We start from the raw sequence: 14454 nt of genomic DNA on the forward strand, positions 1-14454 counted from the left end.
CCCCGAACCAGTCGGGGATTTTTTTATCTGACGATCAACTCAAGAGTCGATCAGTCTTCGCGATAGCGACGCAGCTTCAACTGCTTGCCAGCAACGCGGGTGTCCTTGAGCTTGGTCAGCAGACGCTCAAGACCATCTTCCGGCAGCTCGACCAGGCTGAAGCTGTCACGAACCTGGATACGGCCGATCGCTTCGCGGGCCAGGCCGCCTTCGTTGAGGATTGCACCCAGCAGGTTCTTGGCAGCGATACCATCACGCGCACCCAGCGCGGTACGGCAACGAGCACGACCTTCGGCCAGAGGCATCGGAGCACGACGCTCGCGCTCTGGACGGTCACCGCGATCGCTACGCTCGCCACGATCAGCACGCGGAGCGTTGTTCGGAACCAGTGGACGCTCACGCTCGATGGCAGACAAGGTCAGAGCCTGACCATTGGTGGCCTTGCGCAGCAGGGCCGCAGCCAGGGCACGCGGCGTGCAACCGATATCGGCAGTCAGACGATCAAGCAGATCGCCATGGCTCGCTTCTGCATCGGCAACCAGCGGCGACAGGCTGTTGGTCAGTTTCTTGATGCGGGCATCCAGAACGGCCTGGGAATCCGGCAGGCGGACTTCCACGACTTTCTGGCCAGTCACACGCTCGATCACTTGCAGCATGCGGCGCTCACGTGGAGTCACCAGCAGCAGTGCACGACCTTCGCGACCGGCACGGCCGGTACGACCGATACGGTGAACGTAGGACTCAGGATCGTAAGGCATGTCAACGTTGAACACGTGAGTGATGCGCGGAACGTCGAGACCACGGGCAGCAACGTCGGTCGCCACAACGATGTCCAGACGGCCATCCTTGAGGGAGTCGATTACGCGCTCACGCTGGTTCTGGGCGATATCGCCGTTCAATGCAGCAGCCTTGTAGCCTTTGGCTTCCAGGGCGCTTGCCAGATCCAGGGTCGCCTGCTTGGTACGGACGAACATGATCAGGGCGTCGAAATCCTCGACTTCCAGCAGGCTCAGTACGGCAGACGTCTTCTGGTCAGCGTGAACCAGCAGGTGAGCCTGCTCGATCGCGGTAACGGTCTGGGTCTTGGTCTGGATCTTGACGTGCTTCGGATCGCGCAGATGGCGTTCGGCGATTGCACGGATCGACTGCGGCAGGGTAGCCGAGAACAGAACGGTCTGACGGCTTTCCGGCATGGCCTTGAAGATGACTTCCAGGTCATCCATGAAGCCCAGCTTGAGCATTTCGTCCGCTTCGTCGAGAACCAGGTGGTTCACGGTAGCCAGGACTTTTTCGTCACGGCGCAGGTGATCGCACAGACGACCCGGCGTGGCGACAACGATCTGCGCGCCATTGCGGATGGCCTTGAGCTGTGGGCCCATGGGTGCACCACCGTAAACGGCAACGACGGTAACGCCTGGCATCTGCTTGGCGTAAGTTTCAAACGCGGTGGCAACCTGCAGTGCCAGCTCGCGGGTTGGAGCGAGAATCAGTGCTTGCGGCTCACGCTTGCTCGGATCGATACGATGCAGGATTGGCAGGGCGAACGCGGCGGTTTTACCGGTACCGGTCTGCGCCTGGCCGATCATGTCGTGGCCGGCAAGAATAATCGGGATGGATTGATGCTGAATGGCCGAAGGCTCTTCGTAGCCGGTCGCGATGACGGCTGCAACAATACTCGGATGAAGGTCGAGAGCGGCGAAGCCGCCGATTTCCTGGGTCATGGGTCTGCCTCTGGTGCATCCGCAAAGACCCATGCTTCAAAGCTGCGCGTGCCGTGTACGACCTTGAGGTCACCCTGGCTGCTTTGTCGGCGGGGATTTGCGAAAACGTATTGATGAATGGATCGTCAAGAATAGTCCGCAATGCGGACAAGTTACCGAAGCAGGCTTCGGGTAACTGCAATACCTGACGAGGGCCTCTTAAGGCCGGCGCGCACTATACCGGAATTACGTTGGAAAGTGAGGGTTTTTTTACAAAATATTGGCGGTTGAAACGGAGTTTGCAGGCATCTCGCAAGCGGCCAAACCGGCCGCAATGCCTTGAGAGCCCGGTATTACGGGGGTAATCACTTAAACGTTTCACTCTTTCATGCATATGAATAGGGTTGCGCCCTGCACGGTGCGGCGAAATGTCTCACTCCACCCTCTCGCCACACCCTCTTGTCGCCCCTCAGGTCGCTGAACGAATATCCCTGATCAAAGGCAGCAAGGAGTAACCCAGTTGCGGCGCAAGCACTTCGGCACGCGAGGTCAGCGACTCCACATTCAGGGTCTGTTCCAGATCGGCCGGGACAATGAGGATGACATTGCCCTCCTTCACCGGCAGTTCCCAGTAATGCCTGTGATAAAGCCCGCGCAGCAACGCCGCCCCCAAAGGCTTGCCGTCATCGGTGGCCCACTGGTTGATGATCAGCCAGCCGCCAGGGTTGAGGCGCTGCTGGCAGCTCTGGAGAAAACTCCACGCCAGATGCCCAGCTCCCGGCCCGACATCGGTATAGAGGTCGACGAAAATCAGATCGGCCGTTTCGGCGCTGTCGAGCAGTTCGAGGGCATCGCCGATGCGTATATAAAGACGCGGATCATCATCGAGCCCCATGTACTCGATTGCCAGACGCGGAACATCCGGGCGCAACTCGATGACTTCCACGTCCTCCAGAGGCAGAAACTTCATGCAGGCCTGAGTCAGGGTTCCGGCACCCAATCCGAGAAACAGTGCGCTCTCGGGCGCTTCATGGCACAAGGCGCCGATCAACATGGCCCGGGTGTAGTCGTACTCCAGCCAACTGGGGTCGGCCGTGAAGGTACAACTCTGTTCGATGGCATCGCCAAATTCGAGGAAGCGATAATCATCCACCTCAAGGACGCGAATCATCCCGAAGTCATCATGGACTTCGGCAAGAATCCGTTCTTCGCGCTCACGCTCTTCAGTCATCACCTTTCCCGGTTGGCCATCGCGCCGAGCGCAAAGGGCGAATTGTCAGCCAAGCGAGAGCATTTGTCACAACTATCGAGCCAGCTTGTCCCCCACTCGCTCGCAGCTCGACAATGAACTGTTACCATGCGGATTCGATTGCACATCCCCAAGAGCCAACAATGAGCCAACCCTGGAGCCCCGACAGCTGGCGGGCATTACCTATTCAGCAACAACCCCGATACCCTGACGCTGCACATCTGGCAGAAGTCGAACAACGCCTGGCCAGCTATCCGCCACTGGTGTTCGCCGGTGAAGCCCGGGACCTGCGTCGCCAGTTTGCCGAAGTCTCCCAAGGCCGTGCCTTCCTGCTGCAAGGAGGCGATTGCGCCGAAAGCTTCATGGAGTTTTCGGCGGCGAAGATCCGCGACACCTTTAAAGTGCTGTTGCAGATGGCCGTGGTGATGACCTTTGCCGCCGGCTGCCCGGTGGTCAAGGTCGGGCGCATGGCCGGACAATTCGCCAAACCGCGTTCCTCCAACGACGAAACCATCGATGGCGTGACATTGCCGGCCTATCGTGGCGACATCGTCAACGCCATCGGTTTCGACGAAAAAAGCCGTGTGCCGGACCCGGAGCGTCTTCTGCAGGCGTATCACCAGTCCACGGCCACCCTGAACCTGTTGCGAGCTTTTGCCCAGGGCGGTTTTGCCGATCTGCATCAGGTCCATCAGTGGAACCTGGACTTCATTGCCAACTCGGCACTGGCGCAGAAGTACAGCCAACTGGCTGATCGCATCGACGAAACCCTGGCATTCATGCGTGCCTGCGGCATGGACAGCTCGCCACAACTGCGGGAAACGAGCTTCTTCACCGCACACGAAGCCTTGTTGCTGAACTACGAAGAAGCCTTCGTGCGCCGCGACAGCCTGACCAACGACTACTACGACTGCTCGGCCCACATGCTGTGGATCGGCGACCGCACCCGGCAACTGGATGGCGCCCACGTTGAATTCCTGCGCGGAGTCAATAACCCGATCGGGGTCAAGGTCGGCCCGAGCATGGACACCGATGACCTTATTCGCCTGATCGACATCCTCAACCCGGACAACGACCCGGGCCGCCTGAACCTCATCGCCCGCATGGGCGCGAACAAGGTCGGCGAGCACTTGCCACAACTGATCCGGGCCGTGGAGCGGGAAGGCCGCAAGGTGCTGTGGAGTTCCGACCCCATGCATGGCAATACCATCAAGGCCAGCAGCGGCTACAAGACCCGTGACTTTGCGCAGATTCTTGGGGAAGTGAAACAGTTCTTCCAGGTGCATCAGGCCGAAGGTACTTATGCAGGCGGTATCCATATCGAAATGACCGGCCAGAACGTCACCGAATGCATCGGCGGCGCACGTCCGATTACCGAAGACGGGTTATCGGACCGTTACCACACCCATTGCGACCCACGGATGAATGCCGATCAGTCCCTGGAGCTGGCGTTTCTGATTGCCGAGACGTTAAAGCAAGTGAAACGCTGAAAAACCGTAGGAGCGAATTCATTCGCGAATGACCGATGTTCGCGACTGTAGTCGCTCCTACCATTCAATGCCGATCAGTTAAGGTACGCGGAAGCAGCTTGCTGGCGAAAAGGCCTCTGATCCAGCAGGTATCCTGCGTCTGTGCGCTGAAATCGCCAGCAAGCTGCCTCCCACAAAGTAATTCATGGCCTTAACTGATCGGCATTACTCCATTCGTATATCTGGAAGCCCCAGCCAGTCGGCCAACTGGCGCAGGTTTCGGGTCAACGCTTCCCTGCCTTCCTCGTCCAGTCCGCGCTCCTCTTCATGCACGGCATGCACCGCCAGACAACCTGACGCCCGCTCGGAACGAAGGTCGACCCGCGCGGCGATACGCTCGTTGTGAAGGAACGGCAAGACGTAATAGCCGTAGACCCGTTTGTGCTGTGGGGTGTAGATCTCCAGGCGATAGCGGAAGTCGAACAGCCGCTCGGTGCGCGCACGCTCCCAGATCAGTGAGTCGAATGGCGACAGCAAGGCGCTGGCCGACACTTTCCGAGGCGGCGGGATATCCGGCAGACAGAACGCAGGCTGCTTCCAGCCTTCAACCCTGACCCGTTGCAACGCGCCCATCTCGACCAGTTCCGCCAGAGCCAGACGACTGGGTAGCGGATCCTGACGGAAATAATCCCGCAGGTCCTTTTCCGTACCGACGCCCAAGGCTTTTACCGCGTGCAGCAACAGACCACGCTGAGCCTGAGCTTCATCGATTTGCGCATGATTGAGAGTTGCTGCGGGAAGCACTCGCTCCGGCAAATCATACAAACGCTCGAAACCACGACGTCCTGCCACCGTCACCTCTCCAGCGGCAAACAACCATTCCAGCGCCAGCTTTTCCGCACTCCAGTCCCACCAGGGACCTGCGCGTTCCTGCCGAGAGCTGAGGCTGCCAGCCCCCAACGCGCCCCGGTCGCGAACAGCCTGCAAGACCCTTTCAATAACCGGTTGCTGCTCACGACCAAAGCGCGCCAGTTGCTGATAGATACCTTCGCCCTGGGCGGCACGCTGCATTCGCCAGCGCATCAGCGGGTAAAGTTCGATGGGCAGCAGCGACGCCTCGTGCCCCCAATACTCGAACAAGGTGCGATGTCGTCCCTGGCTCCAGGCAGCCTGATCCAGCAGCGTTTGCGAATAATTGCCCAGCCGTGAATACAGCGGCAGGTAGTGAGAACGCACGAGGGCATTGACCGAATCGATCTGCAATACGCCGAGCCGCCGGATCAATTGCGTGACATGGCTGGCCTTGATGATGGCTGGCGGCTGGCGCCCCGTGAAACCCTGAGCGGCCAGTGTCAGACGACGTGCTTGCTTGAGGGACAGTTCTGCAGACATTCGATACTCCCGAGCGAGCCTGCAACGCTAGCCGATAATGCGACGCTCTGTCAGCGATTAGCGCTAGAGCTTGAACATCAGGATCACGGCACAGAGCACCAGAAACAGGCAAAACAGGTAACGCAGCAGGCGCTCTGGCATCGAATGCGCGAGCCTTACGCCCCAACTCACACTGGCCAGGCCACCAATCGCAAGAGGAATCCCCATGGACCAGTTCACATGATCATGCAGCGCATAGGTGAACAAGGTAATCGCCGTGCTCGGCACCGCCAGAGTCAGTGCCAGGCCCTGGGCAACCACCTGAGTTGCACCAAATACGCTGGTGAGGATCGGCGTGGCAACCACTCCACCGCCAACCCCGAATAACCCGCCGGTGACGCCAGAGCCTGCACCCAGCAGCCATAGCCAGTTGACGTGACGCAACTGCCCACTGGCCTGGCCCTTGCGCGAGAACATCTGGGCGAGGTTGAAAATCGTCAGCAGGATCAGGAAAACCACAAACCCGAGACGCATGTGCTGTGGATCGACCCTGACCGCCAGCAAGGACGTGAGCCATGCCAGAAAGAAGCTTGGAACAATGAGCATCAACGCATTGCGCAACAACACACGGTTACGCTGGTTATAACGCCACAAGGCCAGCAGGACATTGGGCAACACCATCAGCAGTGCAGTCCCCTGCGCCAGTTGCTGATCGAGACCGAACAAAACCCCCAGTGCCGGGATCGCGACCAGACCACCACCAATCCCGAACAGCCCACCCAGGGTACCCATCGCGGCCCCCATCAGCACAAACATCACAACTTCAATCACACCACGTCCCCAGTCAGCCCACAGGAGTGAATGCTACGCAGTCTTGTCCCGCTGGCATACGGCCAGTAGCAACATATCGTGCATGGTCACTCAACGACTCGTATCCTGTACCCGTGAACGCCCGGATTTATCTGGCGCATTAAAGATCACGACACTAAATTAGATGAACGCCACCACTCACGAGGACCGCCCATGAATGCCGAAGACCGTCTTGAACCCGAGACTTCTGCCGATTGCGACTCGTTGCTGCTGGATAACCAACTGTGTTTCGCCCTCTACTCCACCTCGCTGATGATGACCAAGGTCTACAAACCTTTGCTCCAGGCGCTGGGACTCACCTATCCGCAGTATCTGGCCATGATGGTGCTGTGGGAAAAAGACGGTTTGACCGTCGGCGATGTCAGCACACGCCTGCTGACCGATCCCGGCTCATTGACGCCACTGCTCAAACGTCTGGAAGCCGAAGGTTTCATCAGCCGTACCCGCAGCAAGGAAGACGAGCGCGTGGTCCTGCTGCACCTGACAGAACAAGGCCGTGCCCTCCAACAAAAAGCCAGAGATGTTCCTGGCTGCATCCTCTCCTCAAGTGGCCTGACGCTGGACAAGCTGCGCGTGCTGCAGAGCGCGTTGCTGGACCTTCGTACCCATCTGCAGGACAGCCTGTAGGCTGACGGCAAGCGCTCTCATGCCCTGCAGGGCTCTTCCGACGAACGGTAAATCCTTTCAAGCCATTGTTTTAAATAGATTTAAATAGCTGAAAAAATCCGCACAGTCATTTCTCAAGGGGCGGGAATTTCAGATTCCCAACAATTAACTTGCGCGCTAAATATTTGCGTTATAAATTTACAACCACTTAGTTAGCGCACAAAATTATTGCGAACAATCAACCAACCTGCGAGGTAATGCCATGAACACTCTCTACACTGCTGTTGCAACCGCTACCGGTGGCCGTGACGGTCGTGCCGTTTCCAGCGACAAGATCCTCGACGTCAAACTGGCGACCCCCAAAGAGCTCGGCGGTGCAGGCGGCGAAGCCACCAACCCCGAGCAACTGTTTGCTGCCGGTTACTCGGCCTGCTTCATCGGCGCCCTGAAATTCGTCGCCGGCCAGAGCAAACGCAGCATTCCGGCTGACGCCTCGATCACCGCCCATGTCGGCATTGGTCAGATTCCGGGCGGCTTCGGTCTGGACATTGACCTGCACATCAGCCTGCCGGGCCTGGAACAAGCCGATGCCCAGCAACTGGTCGATGCCGCTCACCAGGTCTGCCCTTACTCCAACGCTACCCGCGGCAATGTCGACGTGCGCCTGCATGTAACCGTCTAAAAACCGCCCAGCACAGGAGTCGAACATGAAAACCTTCAGCAAGGTCTTGACCGGTACTCTTCTGGCACTGTCCGTTGGCAGCGCCTTTGCAACTGGCAGCACAGACATTGAGCACAACACCCAGGCCTTTCTGGATGCCTTGAACTCAGGCACCGGAAAGCCCATAGAACAGTTGTCGCCCAAAGAGGCCCGTGCGGTATTGGTCGGAGCTCAAGCCGGGGTCAAGCTGACACTGCCCAAGGCCGAAGTCAGCGAGAAAACCATCAAGGTGGACGGCCAGTCCATCAGCCTGAACATCGTGCGTCCTGCCGGTGTGAAGGGGACCTTGCCGGTTTTCATGTTCTTCCACGGTGGCGGCTGGGTACTGGGGGATTTTCCGACCCACGAACGCCTGGTTCGTGACCTGGTAGAGGGTTCGGGAGCTGTGGCCGTGTTCGTCAACTACACGCCATCGCCGGAGGCGCATTACCCGACTGCGATCAACCAGGCGTATGCGGCGACCAAGTGGGTCGCCGAGCATGGCAAGGAAATCAATGTCGATGGCAAGCGCCTGGCCGTTGCGGGTAACAGTGTCGGCGGTAACATGGCGGCAGTGGTTGCCCTGATGGCCAAGGACAAAGGCACTCCAGCGCTCAGGTATCAGGTGCTGCTGTGGCCTGTCACGGATGCGAAATTTGATACGGGTTCCTATGACCAGTACGCCGAAGGACACTTCCTGACCCGTAACATGATGAAGTGGTTCTGGGACAACTACACCACCGATGCCGCACAACGTAACGAGATCTATGCCTCGCCACTGCGTGCCTCCATCGATCAGTTGAAAGGCCTGCCACCAGCACTGGTGCAAACGGCAAGTGCCGACGTGCTACGCGACGAGGGTGAAGCCTATGCCCGCAAGCTGGATCAGGCAGGTGTGGCGGTCACGGCAGTACGTTACAACGGCATGATTCACGACTACGGCCTGCTCAACGTGGTCAGCCAGGTTCCTGCTGTCCGTTCAGCGATGTTGCAGGCATCTCAGGAGCTGAAAACGCATCTGAAGTAAAACTGGCAGACACAAAAAACCCGCATCGCTGCGGGTTTTTTGCGTATCGGGGTTACAAGACCATGCTTATTTGGCACGGCCTTTGTAGGAACCGCCGTCACGGGTATCGATCTCGATCATGTCGCCGATTTCGATGAAGTCAGCAACGCTCAGCTCGGTACCGTTTTTCAGTTTGGCAGGCTTCATGACCTTGCCCGAAGTGTCGCCACGAGCAGAACCTTCGGTGTAGTCGATCTGACGAACGATGGTGGTCGGCAGCTCTACGGAAACCAGACGCTCTTCAAAGAACACGGCTTCGCAGACGTCGGTCATGCCTTCTTCGACGAATGGCAGAACGGCTTCGATGTCTTCAGCGTTCAGCTCGTACATGGTGTAGTCAGTGGTGTCCATGAACGTGTAGGAGTCACCGCTGATGAAAGACAGGGTGGCTTCTTTACGATCCAGGATCACGTCGTCCAGCTTGTCGTCGGCGCTGTATACGGTTTCAGTCTTGTAACCGGTCAGCAGGTTCTTCAGCTTGGTCTTCATGATTGCGCTGTTACGACCGGACTTGGTGAACTCGGCCTTCTGGACCAGCCAAGGATCGTTGTCGATACGGATCACGGTACCGGGTTTCAGCTCTTTACCAGTTTTCATTGCATATATCCGAATTTGGATTGAAATAGCCAAAGGCTCTGTACGAGAAATAGCCTGCGCAGGCACTTTTCGTACAGAGCCTGATATCAAGGCCGCGTATCATAGCGAATTTCGACAAAACTGTACCAGCGCCGCGGCAAGATCGGTTTGCGAGGCCTGTTCCAGACACCAGCGACCGGCATGTTTTTCGAGCTCTGCCCAGTGAACGCCCAGCGCCTGCCAGCTTGCAGCGAGATCACGACCGGCATCCCAGCCCTGCCACAGCTCATTCAGTGCGTGCCCGGCCTCGGGCGAAAGCCCGGCGAGATAGAGCTCCAGAAAGGCATCAAGCTTGGGCAGATGGGCATCGCCCTCCTGCTGATAGATGTGCCACAGCATCGGACGCCCGGCCCATTGGGCCCGCACGAACGAATCCTCGCCCCGCACGACATTGAAATCACAGCACCAGAGCAACCGGTCATAGTCCTGCTGCCTGACGAACGGCAAGACCTGGATGCTGAGGGCGCCACGCTTTTGCAAGGCGCCCGCCTGCAAGGCATCGGTTTCAAGCCAGCGCTGGATGTCGCCCAGCACGCGACCTTCAGGCACCAGCAAATGAGTCGGCCGCTCATCCTTGGCCAACAGTTCGAGCCAGCTGCCAATACCGGGGTTCTCATAGGCGAACACCGAGATCAGGCGAGCACCGGCACAGGGCTCGATACCCAGTTGCTGCAGGAATCCTTGCTGCGCCGATCTGTCTTGCTGAAAAGCCTGGCGCTGTTCGATCAGCGCGTGCTCACGCAGCAGGCCGCCGGTCGTCTCGCGGAAGCCGGGAAAAAAAAAGACCTTCTTCAAACCACTGGACTGCAAAGAAGGCAGGCCGTGGCAGCCGGTGACCCACTCTTCGGCGCTGAGATAGTCCAGGTTCAACCACACAGGCCGTGGCGAGCGCGGCAACATCGCTTCGGTGTAAGCAGGCGGCAGGCGGCAGGCGAAGGCCTCGATCACCACATCCGCAACATCAGTGGCCACCCAGCATTCAGGCCAGTGACAGATGCTCACGCCCTCCTGCCACTGCTGCGCCGCTTCGGTACTTGCCTGGGGATGCAGGCGAACGAACGCCGACAGGTCATCGATCCACAGACGCACATTCAGATCATGCTCGGCCACCAGTTGGCGGGCCAGGCGCCAGGTCACGCCGACGTCACCATAGTTGTCGACGACGCTACAAAAAATGTCCCAAGAGGCTTTCATCCCGGCTCCCTGAGGCTGGATTTCGAAAAACGCTGATTGTCCTCCAGAACAACAGGTTTCCACCAGCGCCAGCCATGGCACAATTGCCACTGTCGCCCACGCCTGGAGTCCAGAGCCATGCCGTCCTATCCGAATCGTCGCGAACTGTATGTTTCCCTGAAACTGATTCTCTGCATCGCGCTGGGCATCTGGCTGGGAGCGATGGCAGTGGTTCTGACAGGCTTTGTGTTCTACAAGAACCTGCCCCCGGCACAGACACAAGTACTGGAAAAGGCCGCGGCCCAGTTGCGGGCACCCGCAGCGCCCCAGGTCGAGCCGGAAAACACGATGTTCCAGAAGTACGAGCAGAGCCTGCGTGAAAGCGAAGCCCGTCAGGCCCGCGAACAGGCGCAGGAACAGCAGCAGAAAAACTTCAGTCGCTCGAAATGCGACTTCTGGATGCAGCAAGACCGCACGGCCCCCAGCGAAAAAAGCCGTGCGGGCATCAATCAATACTGCGGATAACCCATGAACAAGGCAGATGTCCTGCAACAGATTATCGACAGATTGAAAATCGATCTGGATATCGCTCTGCGTGCCGCGCAGACGGCTTATGAAACCGCAACCCACGAAGAAAACATCGCAGAAAACAAATACGACACCTTGGGCCTGGAGGCCTCATACCTGGCAGCAGGCCAGGCACGACGTGTCGAGGAGATACGCCAGTCACTGACGCTTTACCAGAGCTGGACACTCAAGCCATTCGATGAAACACGCGGCATTCAGACGGGTGATCTGGTTGCCCTTGAAGCCTTGAATGGCCAGGAGCAATACCTGTTCATCGGTCCGGATGCGGCCGGCCTGAAGGTCAATTCAGACAATCAGCCGATTACCGTGATCACGGCTCGTGCTCCTCTGGGGCAGAATCTGTTGGGCAAATTCGAAGGCGACAGTGTCGAAATCATCATCAATGGCAACCGTCAATCCTTCGAAGTCACTCAGGCTGTGTGACACGCCCATCATTTTCAGGGTTCCCGCCCAGAGCTTTTGTGGGTAATGTAAACCGTTGTTACTCAGGGACTACATCGCAGCAAGCAAGGACTCAATCAAGGAGATATTTCATGACGAACGTCGTCGCCTTTCCTGACGCCCATGAACGTGATCGCCTGAAGTCCAGCGAAGAACCGGCGTTGAGGTATTTGAACAAGAAAGAGAGGCTGTTGATCGATCAATTGCGTTCGACCAGCCATGCAGGACGCCAGTATGTGTATGACTACGCGAGTATCATGCACCTGTCCAAACCTCTGTATCCGGAGCCGGTGGACTAAACCGCCAGCCCGTCCATGACTCTGCCTGACATCAGGCAGCACTGCACTGCGCATTTGGGGCATTCATCTTTCGTGAAGCCCCGATAGCGAACCTCTGTACGCGCGCGTTACAGCCCTCTCCTGCTGCTCCGTCTCCTGATGCCCTTGCCCAGACAGGCGCCATCCTTTTGCGCACTTTACATTACGATCGCAATCAACAAATATTATGACAATAATATTTTTTGCCAATCCCAGTGCCATCCAGGAGTAAAGCGCCATGCAAAACCTATCGCGTGATGAAAAACTTGCCTTGTGGCATGAGGAAGAAAGGTACATGCGGGCGCGCCTTGGCCCGGTGGGCACCACAAGCCTTGCCGAAGTGGCCGCACTGGAACCTGTCGATTTTCTGGAGGGTATCGGCCGGGGCGAATTCCCCTCCCCTCCGATTGGCGATCTGATGGACTTCATCCCGTTGCAGTGGCTGCCCGGGCTGTTCATCTTTCAAGGGACTCCCGACAGCCGACACTACAACCCGCTCGGCACTGTACATGGCGGATATGCCGCGACCCTGCTGGACTCATGCATGGGCTGCGCAATCCATACCCGGCTCAAGAAGGGCCAGGGTTATACCACCCTCGATTTACGGGTCAGCTATGTTCGTGCCTTGAGCGACAAGGTCGGGCCAGTGCGTGCCGAAGGCAAGGTCATTCATCTGGGGCGTTCGACGGCGCTGGCCGAAGGACGTTTGTATGACGTGGATGATCGCCTGTACGCAACCGCCAGCACGACCTGCATGATTCTGGACATGAACCGGTAGGTTCGTCGCATCCCGGGGATCGGGAAGAGAGAGGCGAGCCTTCCACAGAGTCAGGGCAGACTCTGTGGAAGGTCGATTGCTTACTGCATCAACGAGTAGACCAGCGCGGTAATCGCTACGATACCGGCCATCACCACAAACACGTTGGACAGCTTGCCCGAGTACTGGCGCATGGCAGGAACCTTGCGGATCGCATACATGGGCATCAGGAACAGCAACGCCGAGATGATCGGACCGCCCAGGGTTTCGATCATACCCAGGATGCTTGGGTTGAGTGTCGCCACCAGCCAGCACACCACCAGCATGAAACCGGCGGTCATGCGGTCCAGCGTGCGAGGCGCCGGACGACGACCGGTTTTCACGATCAGACCTTTCAGGCCTTCACTGGCACCGATGTAGTGACCCAGGAAGGATTTGGCGATGGCCACGAAAGCAATCAGCGGTGCAACAAAAGCAATGGTCGGGTTGCTGAAATGGTTGGCCAGGTAGGACAGGATCGAAATGTTCTGCGCCTTGGCTTCAGCCAGTTGTGCCGGCGACAGGGTCAGCACGCAACTGAACACGAAGAACAGCACCATCACCACCATCAGACCGTGAGCGCGGGCCAGGATCTGCGAACTGCGCACTTCTGCATTCTTGCCGTGCAGACGCTTCTGATCCACGGCAAAAGCCGAGATGATCGGGGTGTGGTTGAAGGAGAACACCATTACCGGAATCGCCAGCCACAGAGCTGGCAGGAACGCCGATGGCTCAGGCAAGGTGGTCGCCGTGCTCAGGATGCCGCCGGTCCAGTGCGGAATCAGGTACACCGACAGGAACAGCAGCGCCACGATGAACGGATACACCATCAGGCTCATGGCCTTGACGATCAGTCGCTCGCCACAACGCACGACCAGCAGCAGGCCCAGAATCATCACGAAGGCAAGCAGCGCTCGCGGCGGAGCCGGTACATGCAACTGGTGTTCGAGAAAACTGGTGACCGTATTGGTCAACGCCACGCTGTAGATCAGCAGGATCGGGAAGATCGCGAAGAAATACAGCAGCGTGATCATTGCCCCGGCGCTCTTGCCGAAATGCTGCTCGACCACCTCGGTGATATCCGCCCCGTCGCGTCCGGACAAGACGAAACGAGTCAGGCCACGGTGCGCATAAAACGTCATGGGGAAAGCCAGCAATGCCAGTGCCAGCAGCGGCCAGAAACCACCGATGCCTGCGTTGATCGGCAGAAACAGAGTGCCAGCACCGATAGCGGTACCAAACAGTCCCAGCATCCAGGTTGTATCGTGACGACTCCACGCAGCTACGCTCGCGTGTTCTGTATCCAGGCGTTCTACGACGCCGTTGGCCTGATCATTCATCCGGTCTGGTCTCCGTGGCCGGTTATTCAAATCGGGAGGGGCGTGTCGCAACTTGGCAGTCAAAGGCCCCTCCCGAAACAGGGGGCGCGATTGTCAGGGATCACGGAGAGAAATCAAAGAGTTATCAGACCG

Annotated in this window: 15 protein-coding genes; 8 read left to right on the forward strand and 7 right to left on the reverse strand. The window is 58.1% G+C overall.

What is annotated here, in order from left to right; all coding sequences use genetic code 11:
• Positions 1 to 50: 50 nt before the first annotated feature.
• Positions 51 to 1754: a DEAD/DEAH box helicase gene (locus tag KGD89_RS18560; protein ID WP_176767536.1), complete on the reverse strand. Its 1704-nt coding sequence runs from the start codon at positions 1752 to 1754 to the stop codon at positions 51 to 53.
• A gap of 415 nt (positions 1755 to 2169) precedes the next feature.
• Entirely contained in the window at positions 2170 to 2931 is a 762-nt protein-coding gene (locus KGD89_RS18565) for a spermidine synthase (RefSeq protein WP_025261266.1), read from the reverse strand.
• Positions 2932 to 3092: 161 nt separating this feature from the next.
• Between KGD89_RS18565 and KGD89_RS18570 the strand changes: the two genes are divergently transcribed.
• Positions 3093 to 4439: a class II 3-deoxy-7-phosphoheptulonate synthase gene (locus KGD89_RS18570; RefSeq protein ID WP_025261267.1), complete on the forward strand. Its 1347-nt coding sequence runs from the start codon at positions 3093 to 3095 to the stop codon at positions 4437 to 4439.
• Positions 4440 to 4643: 204 nt separating this feature from the next.
• On the opposite strand, the gene KGD89_RS18575 is transcribed toward KGD89_RS18570, so the two are convergent.
• Positions 4644 to 5810: a winged helix-turn-helix domain-containing protein gene (locus KGD89_RS18575; RefSeq protein ID WP_038400553.1), complete on the reverse strand. Its 1167-nt coding sequence runs from the start codon at positions 5808 to 5810 to the stop codon at positions 4644 to 4646.
• A gap of 63 nt (positions 5811 to 5873) precedes the next feature.
• Positions 5874 to 6620, reverse strand: coding sequence for a sulfite exporter TauE/SafE family protein (locus tag KGD89_RS18580; RefSeq protein WP_025261268.1), 747 nt, complete (start codon positions 6618 to 6620; stop codon positions 5874 to 5876).
• Positions 6621 to 6812: 192 nt separating this feature from the next.
• Between KGD89_RS18580 and KGD89_RS18585 the strand changes: the two genes are divergently transcribed.
• The 3 genes from KGD89_RS18585 to KGD89_RS18595 all read left to right on the forward strand — a co-directional run bounded on the left by KGD89_RS18585 (position 6813) and on the right by KGD89_RS18595 (position 8992).
• Positions 6813 to 7286 (forward strand): MarR family winged helix-turn-helix transcriptional regulator, encoded by a 474-nt coding sequence (locus tag KGD89_RS18585; protein ID WP_025261269.1) that lies wholly within the window; start codon positions 6813 to 6815, stop codon positions 7284 to 7286.
• A 241-nt stretch (positions 7287 to 7527) separates the two neighbouring features.
• Positions 7528 to 7947 (forward strand): organic hydroperoxide resistance protein, encoded by a 420-nt coding sequence (locus KGD89_RS18590; RefSeq protein ID WP_025261270.1) that lies wholly within the window; start codon positions 7528 to 7530, stop codon positions 7945 to 7947.
• A 25-nt stretch (positions 7948 to 7972) separates the two neighbouring features.
• Complete coding sequence (locus tag KGD89_RS18595; protein ID WP_025261271.1) at positions 7973 to 8992, forward strand: alpha/beta hydrolase; 1020 nt, start codon at positions 7973 to 7975, stop codon at positions 8990 to 8992.
• A 66-nt stretch (positions 8993 to 9058) separates the two neighbouring features.
• Here KGD89_RS18595 and KGD89_RS18600 read toward each other — a convergent pair whose 3' ends face one another.
• Together KGD89_RS18600 and earP are read right to left on the reverse strand one after the other, a co-directional pair.
• Complete coding sequence (locus KGD89_RS18600) at positions 9059 to 9628, reverse strand: elongation factor P (RefSeq protein WP_025261272.1); 570 nt, start codon at positions 9626 to 9628, stop codon at positions 9059 to 9061.
• Positions 9629 to 9727: 99 nt separating this feature from the next.
• The gene (gene earP, locus KGD89_RS18605) at positions 9728 to 10861 is read right to left on the reverse strand and encodes an elongation factor P maturation arginine rhamnosyltransferase EarP (RefSeq protein WP_025261273.1); all 1134 of its coding nucleotides are present in this window, start codon (positions 10859 to 10861) and stop codon (positions 9728 to 9730) included.
• A gap of 117 nt (positions 10862 to 10978) precedes the next feature.
• Between earP and KGD89_RS18610 the strand changes: the two genes are divergently transcribed.
• The 4 genes from KGD89_RS18610 to KGD89_RS18625 all read left to right on the forward strand — a co-directional run bounded on the left by KGD89_RS18610 (position 10979) and on the right by KGD89_RS18625 (position 12964).
• Positions 10979 to 11365, forward strand: coding sequence for a hypothetical protein (locus tag KGD89_RS18610; protein WP_025261274.1), 387 nt, complete (start codon positions 10979 to 10981; stop codon positions 11363 to 11365).
• Positions 11366 to 11368: 3 nt separating this feature from the next.
• Entirely contained in the window at positions 11369 to 11851 is a 483-nt protein-coding gene (locus KGD89_RS18615) for a GreA/GreB family elongation factor (RefSeq protein ID WP_025261275.1), read from the forward strand.
• A gap of 110 nt (positions 11852 to 11961) precedes the next feature.
• The gene (locus KGD89_RS18620) at positions 11962 to 12168 is read left to right on the forward strand and encodes a hypothetical protein (RefSeq protein WP_025261276.1); all 207 of its coding nucleotides are present in this window, start codon (positions 11962 to 11964) and stop codon (positions 12166 to 12168) included.
• 256 nt (positions 12169 to 12424) lie between these two features.
• A complete protein-coding gene (locus KGD89_RS18625) occupies positions 12425 to 12964 on the forward strand; it encodes a PaaI family thioesterase (protein WP_025261277.1) in 540 nt (179 codons plus the stop codon).
• Positions 12965 to 13044: 80 nt separating this feature from the next.
• On the opposite strand, the gene KGD89_RS18630 is transcribed toward KGD89_RS18625, so the two are convergent.
• Complete coding sequence (locus tag KGD89_RS18630; RefSeq protein WP_025261278.1) at positions 13045 to 14322, reverse strand: aromatic amino acid transport family protein; 1278 nt, start codon at positions 14320 to 14322, stop codon at positions 13045 to 13047.
• Positions 14323 to 14454 lie beyond the last annotated feature (132 nt).

It is taken from the genome of Pseudomonas cichorii, assembly GCF_018343775.1.
Taxonomy (GTDB): Bacteria; Pseudomonadota; Gammaproteobacteria; order Pseudomonadales; family Pseudomonadaceae; genus Aquipseudomonas; species Aquipseudomonas cichorii.

Excerpts from the sequence above, each read along its gene's own strand:
- KGD89_RS18590 (WP_025261270.1), top strand. The coding sequence starts at position 7,528 with ATGAACACTCTCTACACTGCTGTTGCAACCGCTACCGGTGGCCGTGAC.
- KGD89_RS18575 (WP_038400553.1), bottom strand. The coding sequence starts at position 5,810 with ATGTCTGCAGAACTGTCCCTCAAGCAAGCACGTCGTCTGACACTGGCC.
- KGD89_RS18600 (WP_025261272.1), bottom strand. The coding sequence starts at position 9,628 with ATGAAAACTGGTAAAGAGCTGAAACCCGGTACCGTGATCCGTATCGAC.
- KGD89_RS18560 (WP_176767536.1), bottom strand. The coding sequence starts at position 1,754 with ATGGGTCTTTGCGGATGCACCAGAGGCAGACCCATGACCCAGGAAATC.
- KGD89_RS18595 (WP_025261271.1), top strand. The coding sequence starts at position 7,973 with ATGAAAACCTTCAGCAAGGTCTTGACCGGTACTCTTCTGGCACTGTCC.
- KGD89_RS18630 (WP_025261278.1), bottom strand. The coding sequence starts at position 14,322 with ATGAATGATCAGGCCAACGGCGTCGTAGAACGCCTGGATACAGAACAC.
- KGD89_RS18585 (WP_025261269.1), top strand. The coding sequence starts at position 6,813 with ATGAATGCCGAAGACCGTCTTGAACCCGAGACTTCTGCCGATTGCGAC.
- KGD89_RS18610 (WP_025261274.1), top strand. The coding sequence starts at position 10,979 with ATGCCGTCCTATCCGAATCGTCGCGAACTGTATGTTTCCCTGAAACTG.
- KGD89_RS18620 (WP_025261276.1), top strand. The coding sequence starts at position 11,962 with ATGACGAACGTCGTCGCCTTTCCTGACGCCCATGAACGTGATCGCCTG.
- KGD89_RS18615 (WP_025261275.1), top strand. The coding sequence starts at position 11,369 with ATGAACAAGGCAGATGTCCTGCAACAGATTATCGACAGATTGAAAATC.
- KGD89_RS18625 (WP_025261277.1), top strand. The coding sequence starts at position 12,425 with ATGCAAAACCTATCGCGTGATGAAAAACTTGCCTTGTGGCATGAGGAA.
- KGD89_RS18565 (WP_025261266.1), bottom strand. The coding sequence starts at position 2,931 with ATGACTGAAGAGCGTGAGCGCGAAGAACGGATTCTTGCCGAAGTCCAT.
- KGD89_RS18570 (WP_025261267.1), top strand. The coding sequence starts at position 3,093 with ATGAGCCAACCCTGGAGCCCCGACAGCTGGCGGGCATTACCTATTCAG.
- earP (WP_025261273.1), bottom strand. The coding sequence starts at position 10,861 with ATGAAAGCCTCTTGGGACATTTTTTGTAGCGTCGTCGACAACTATGGT.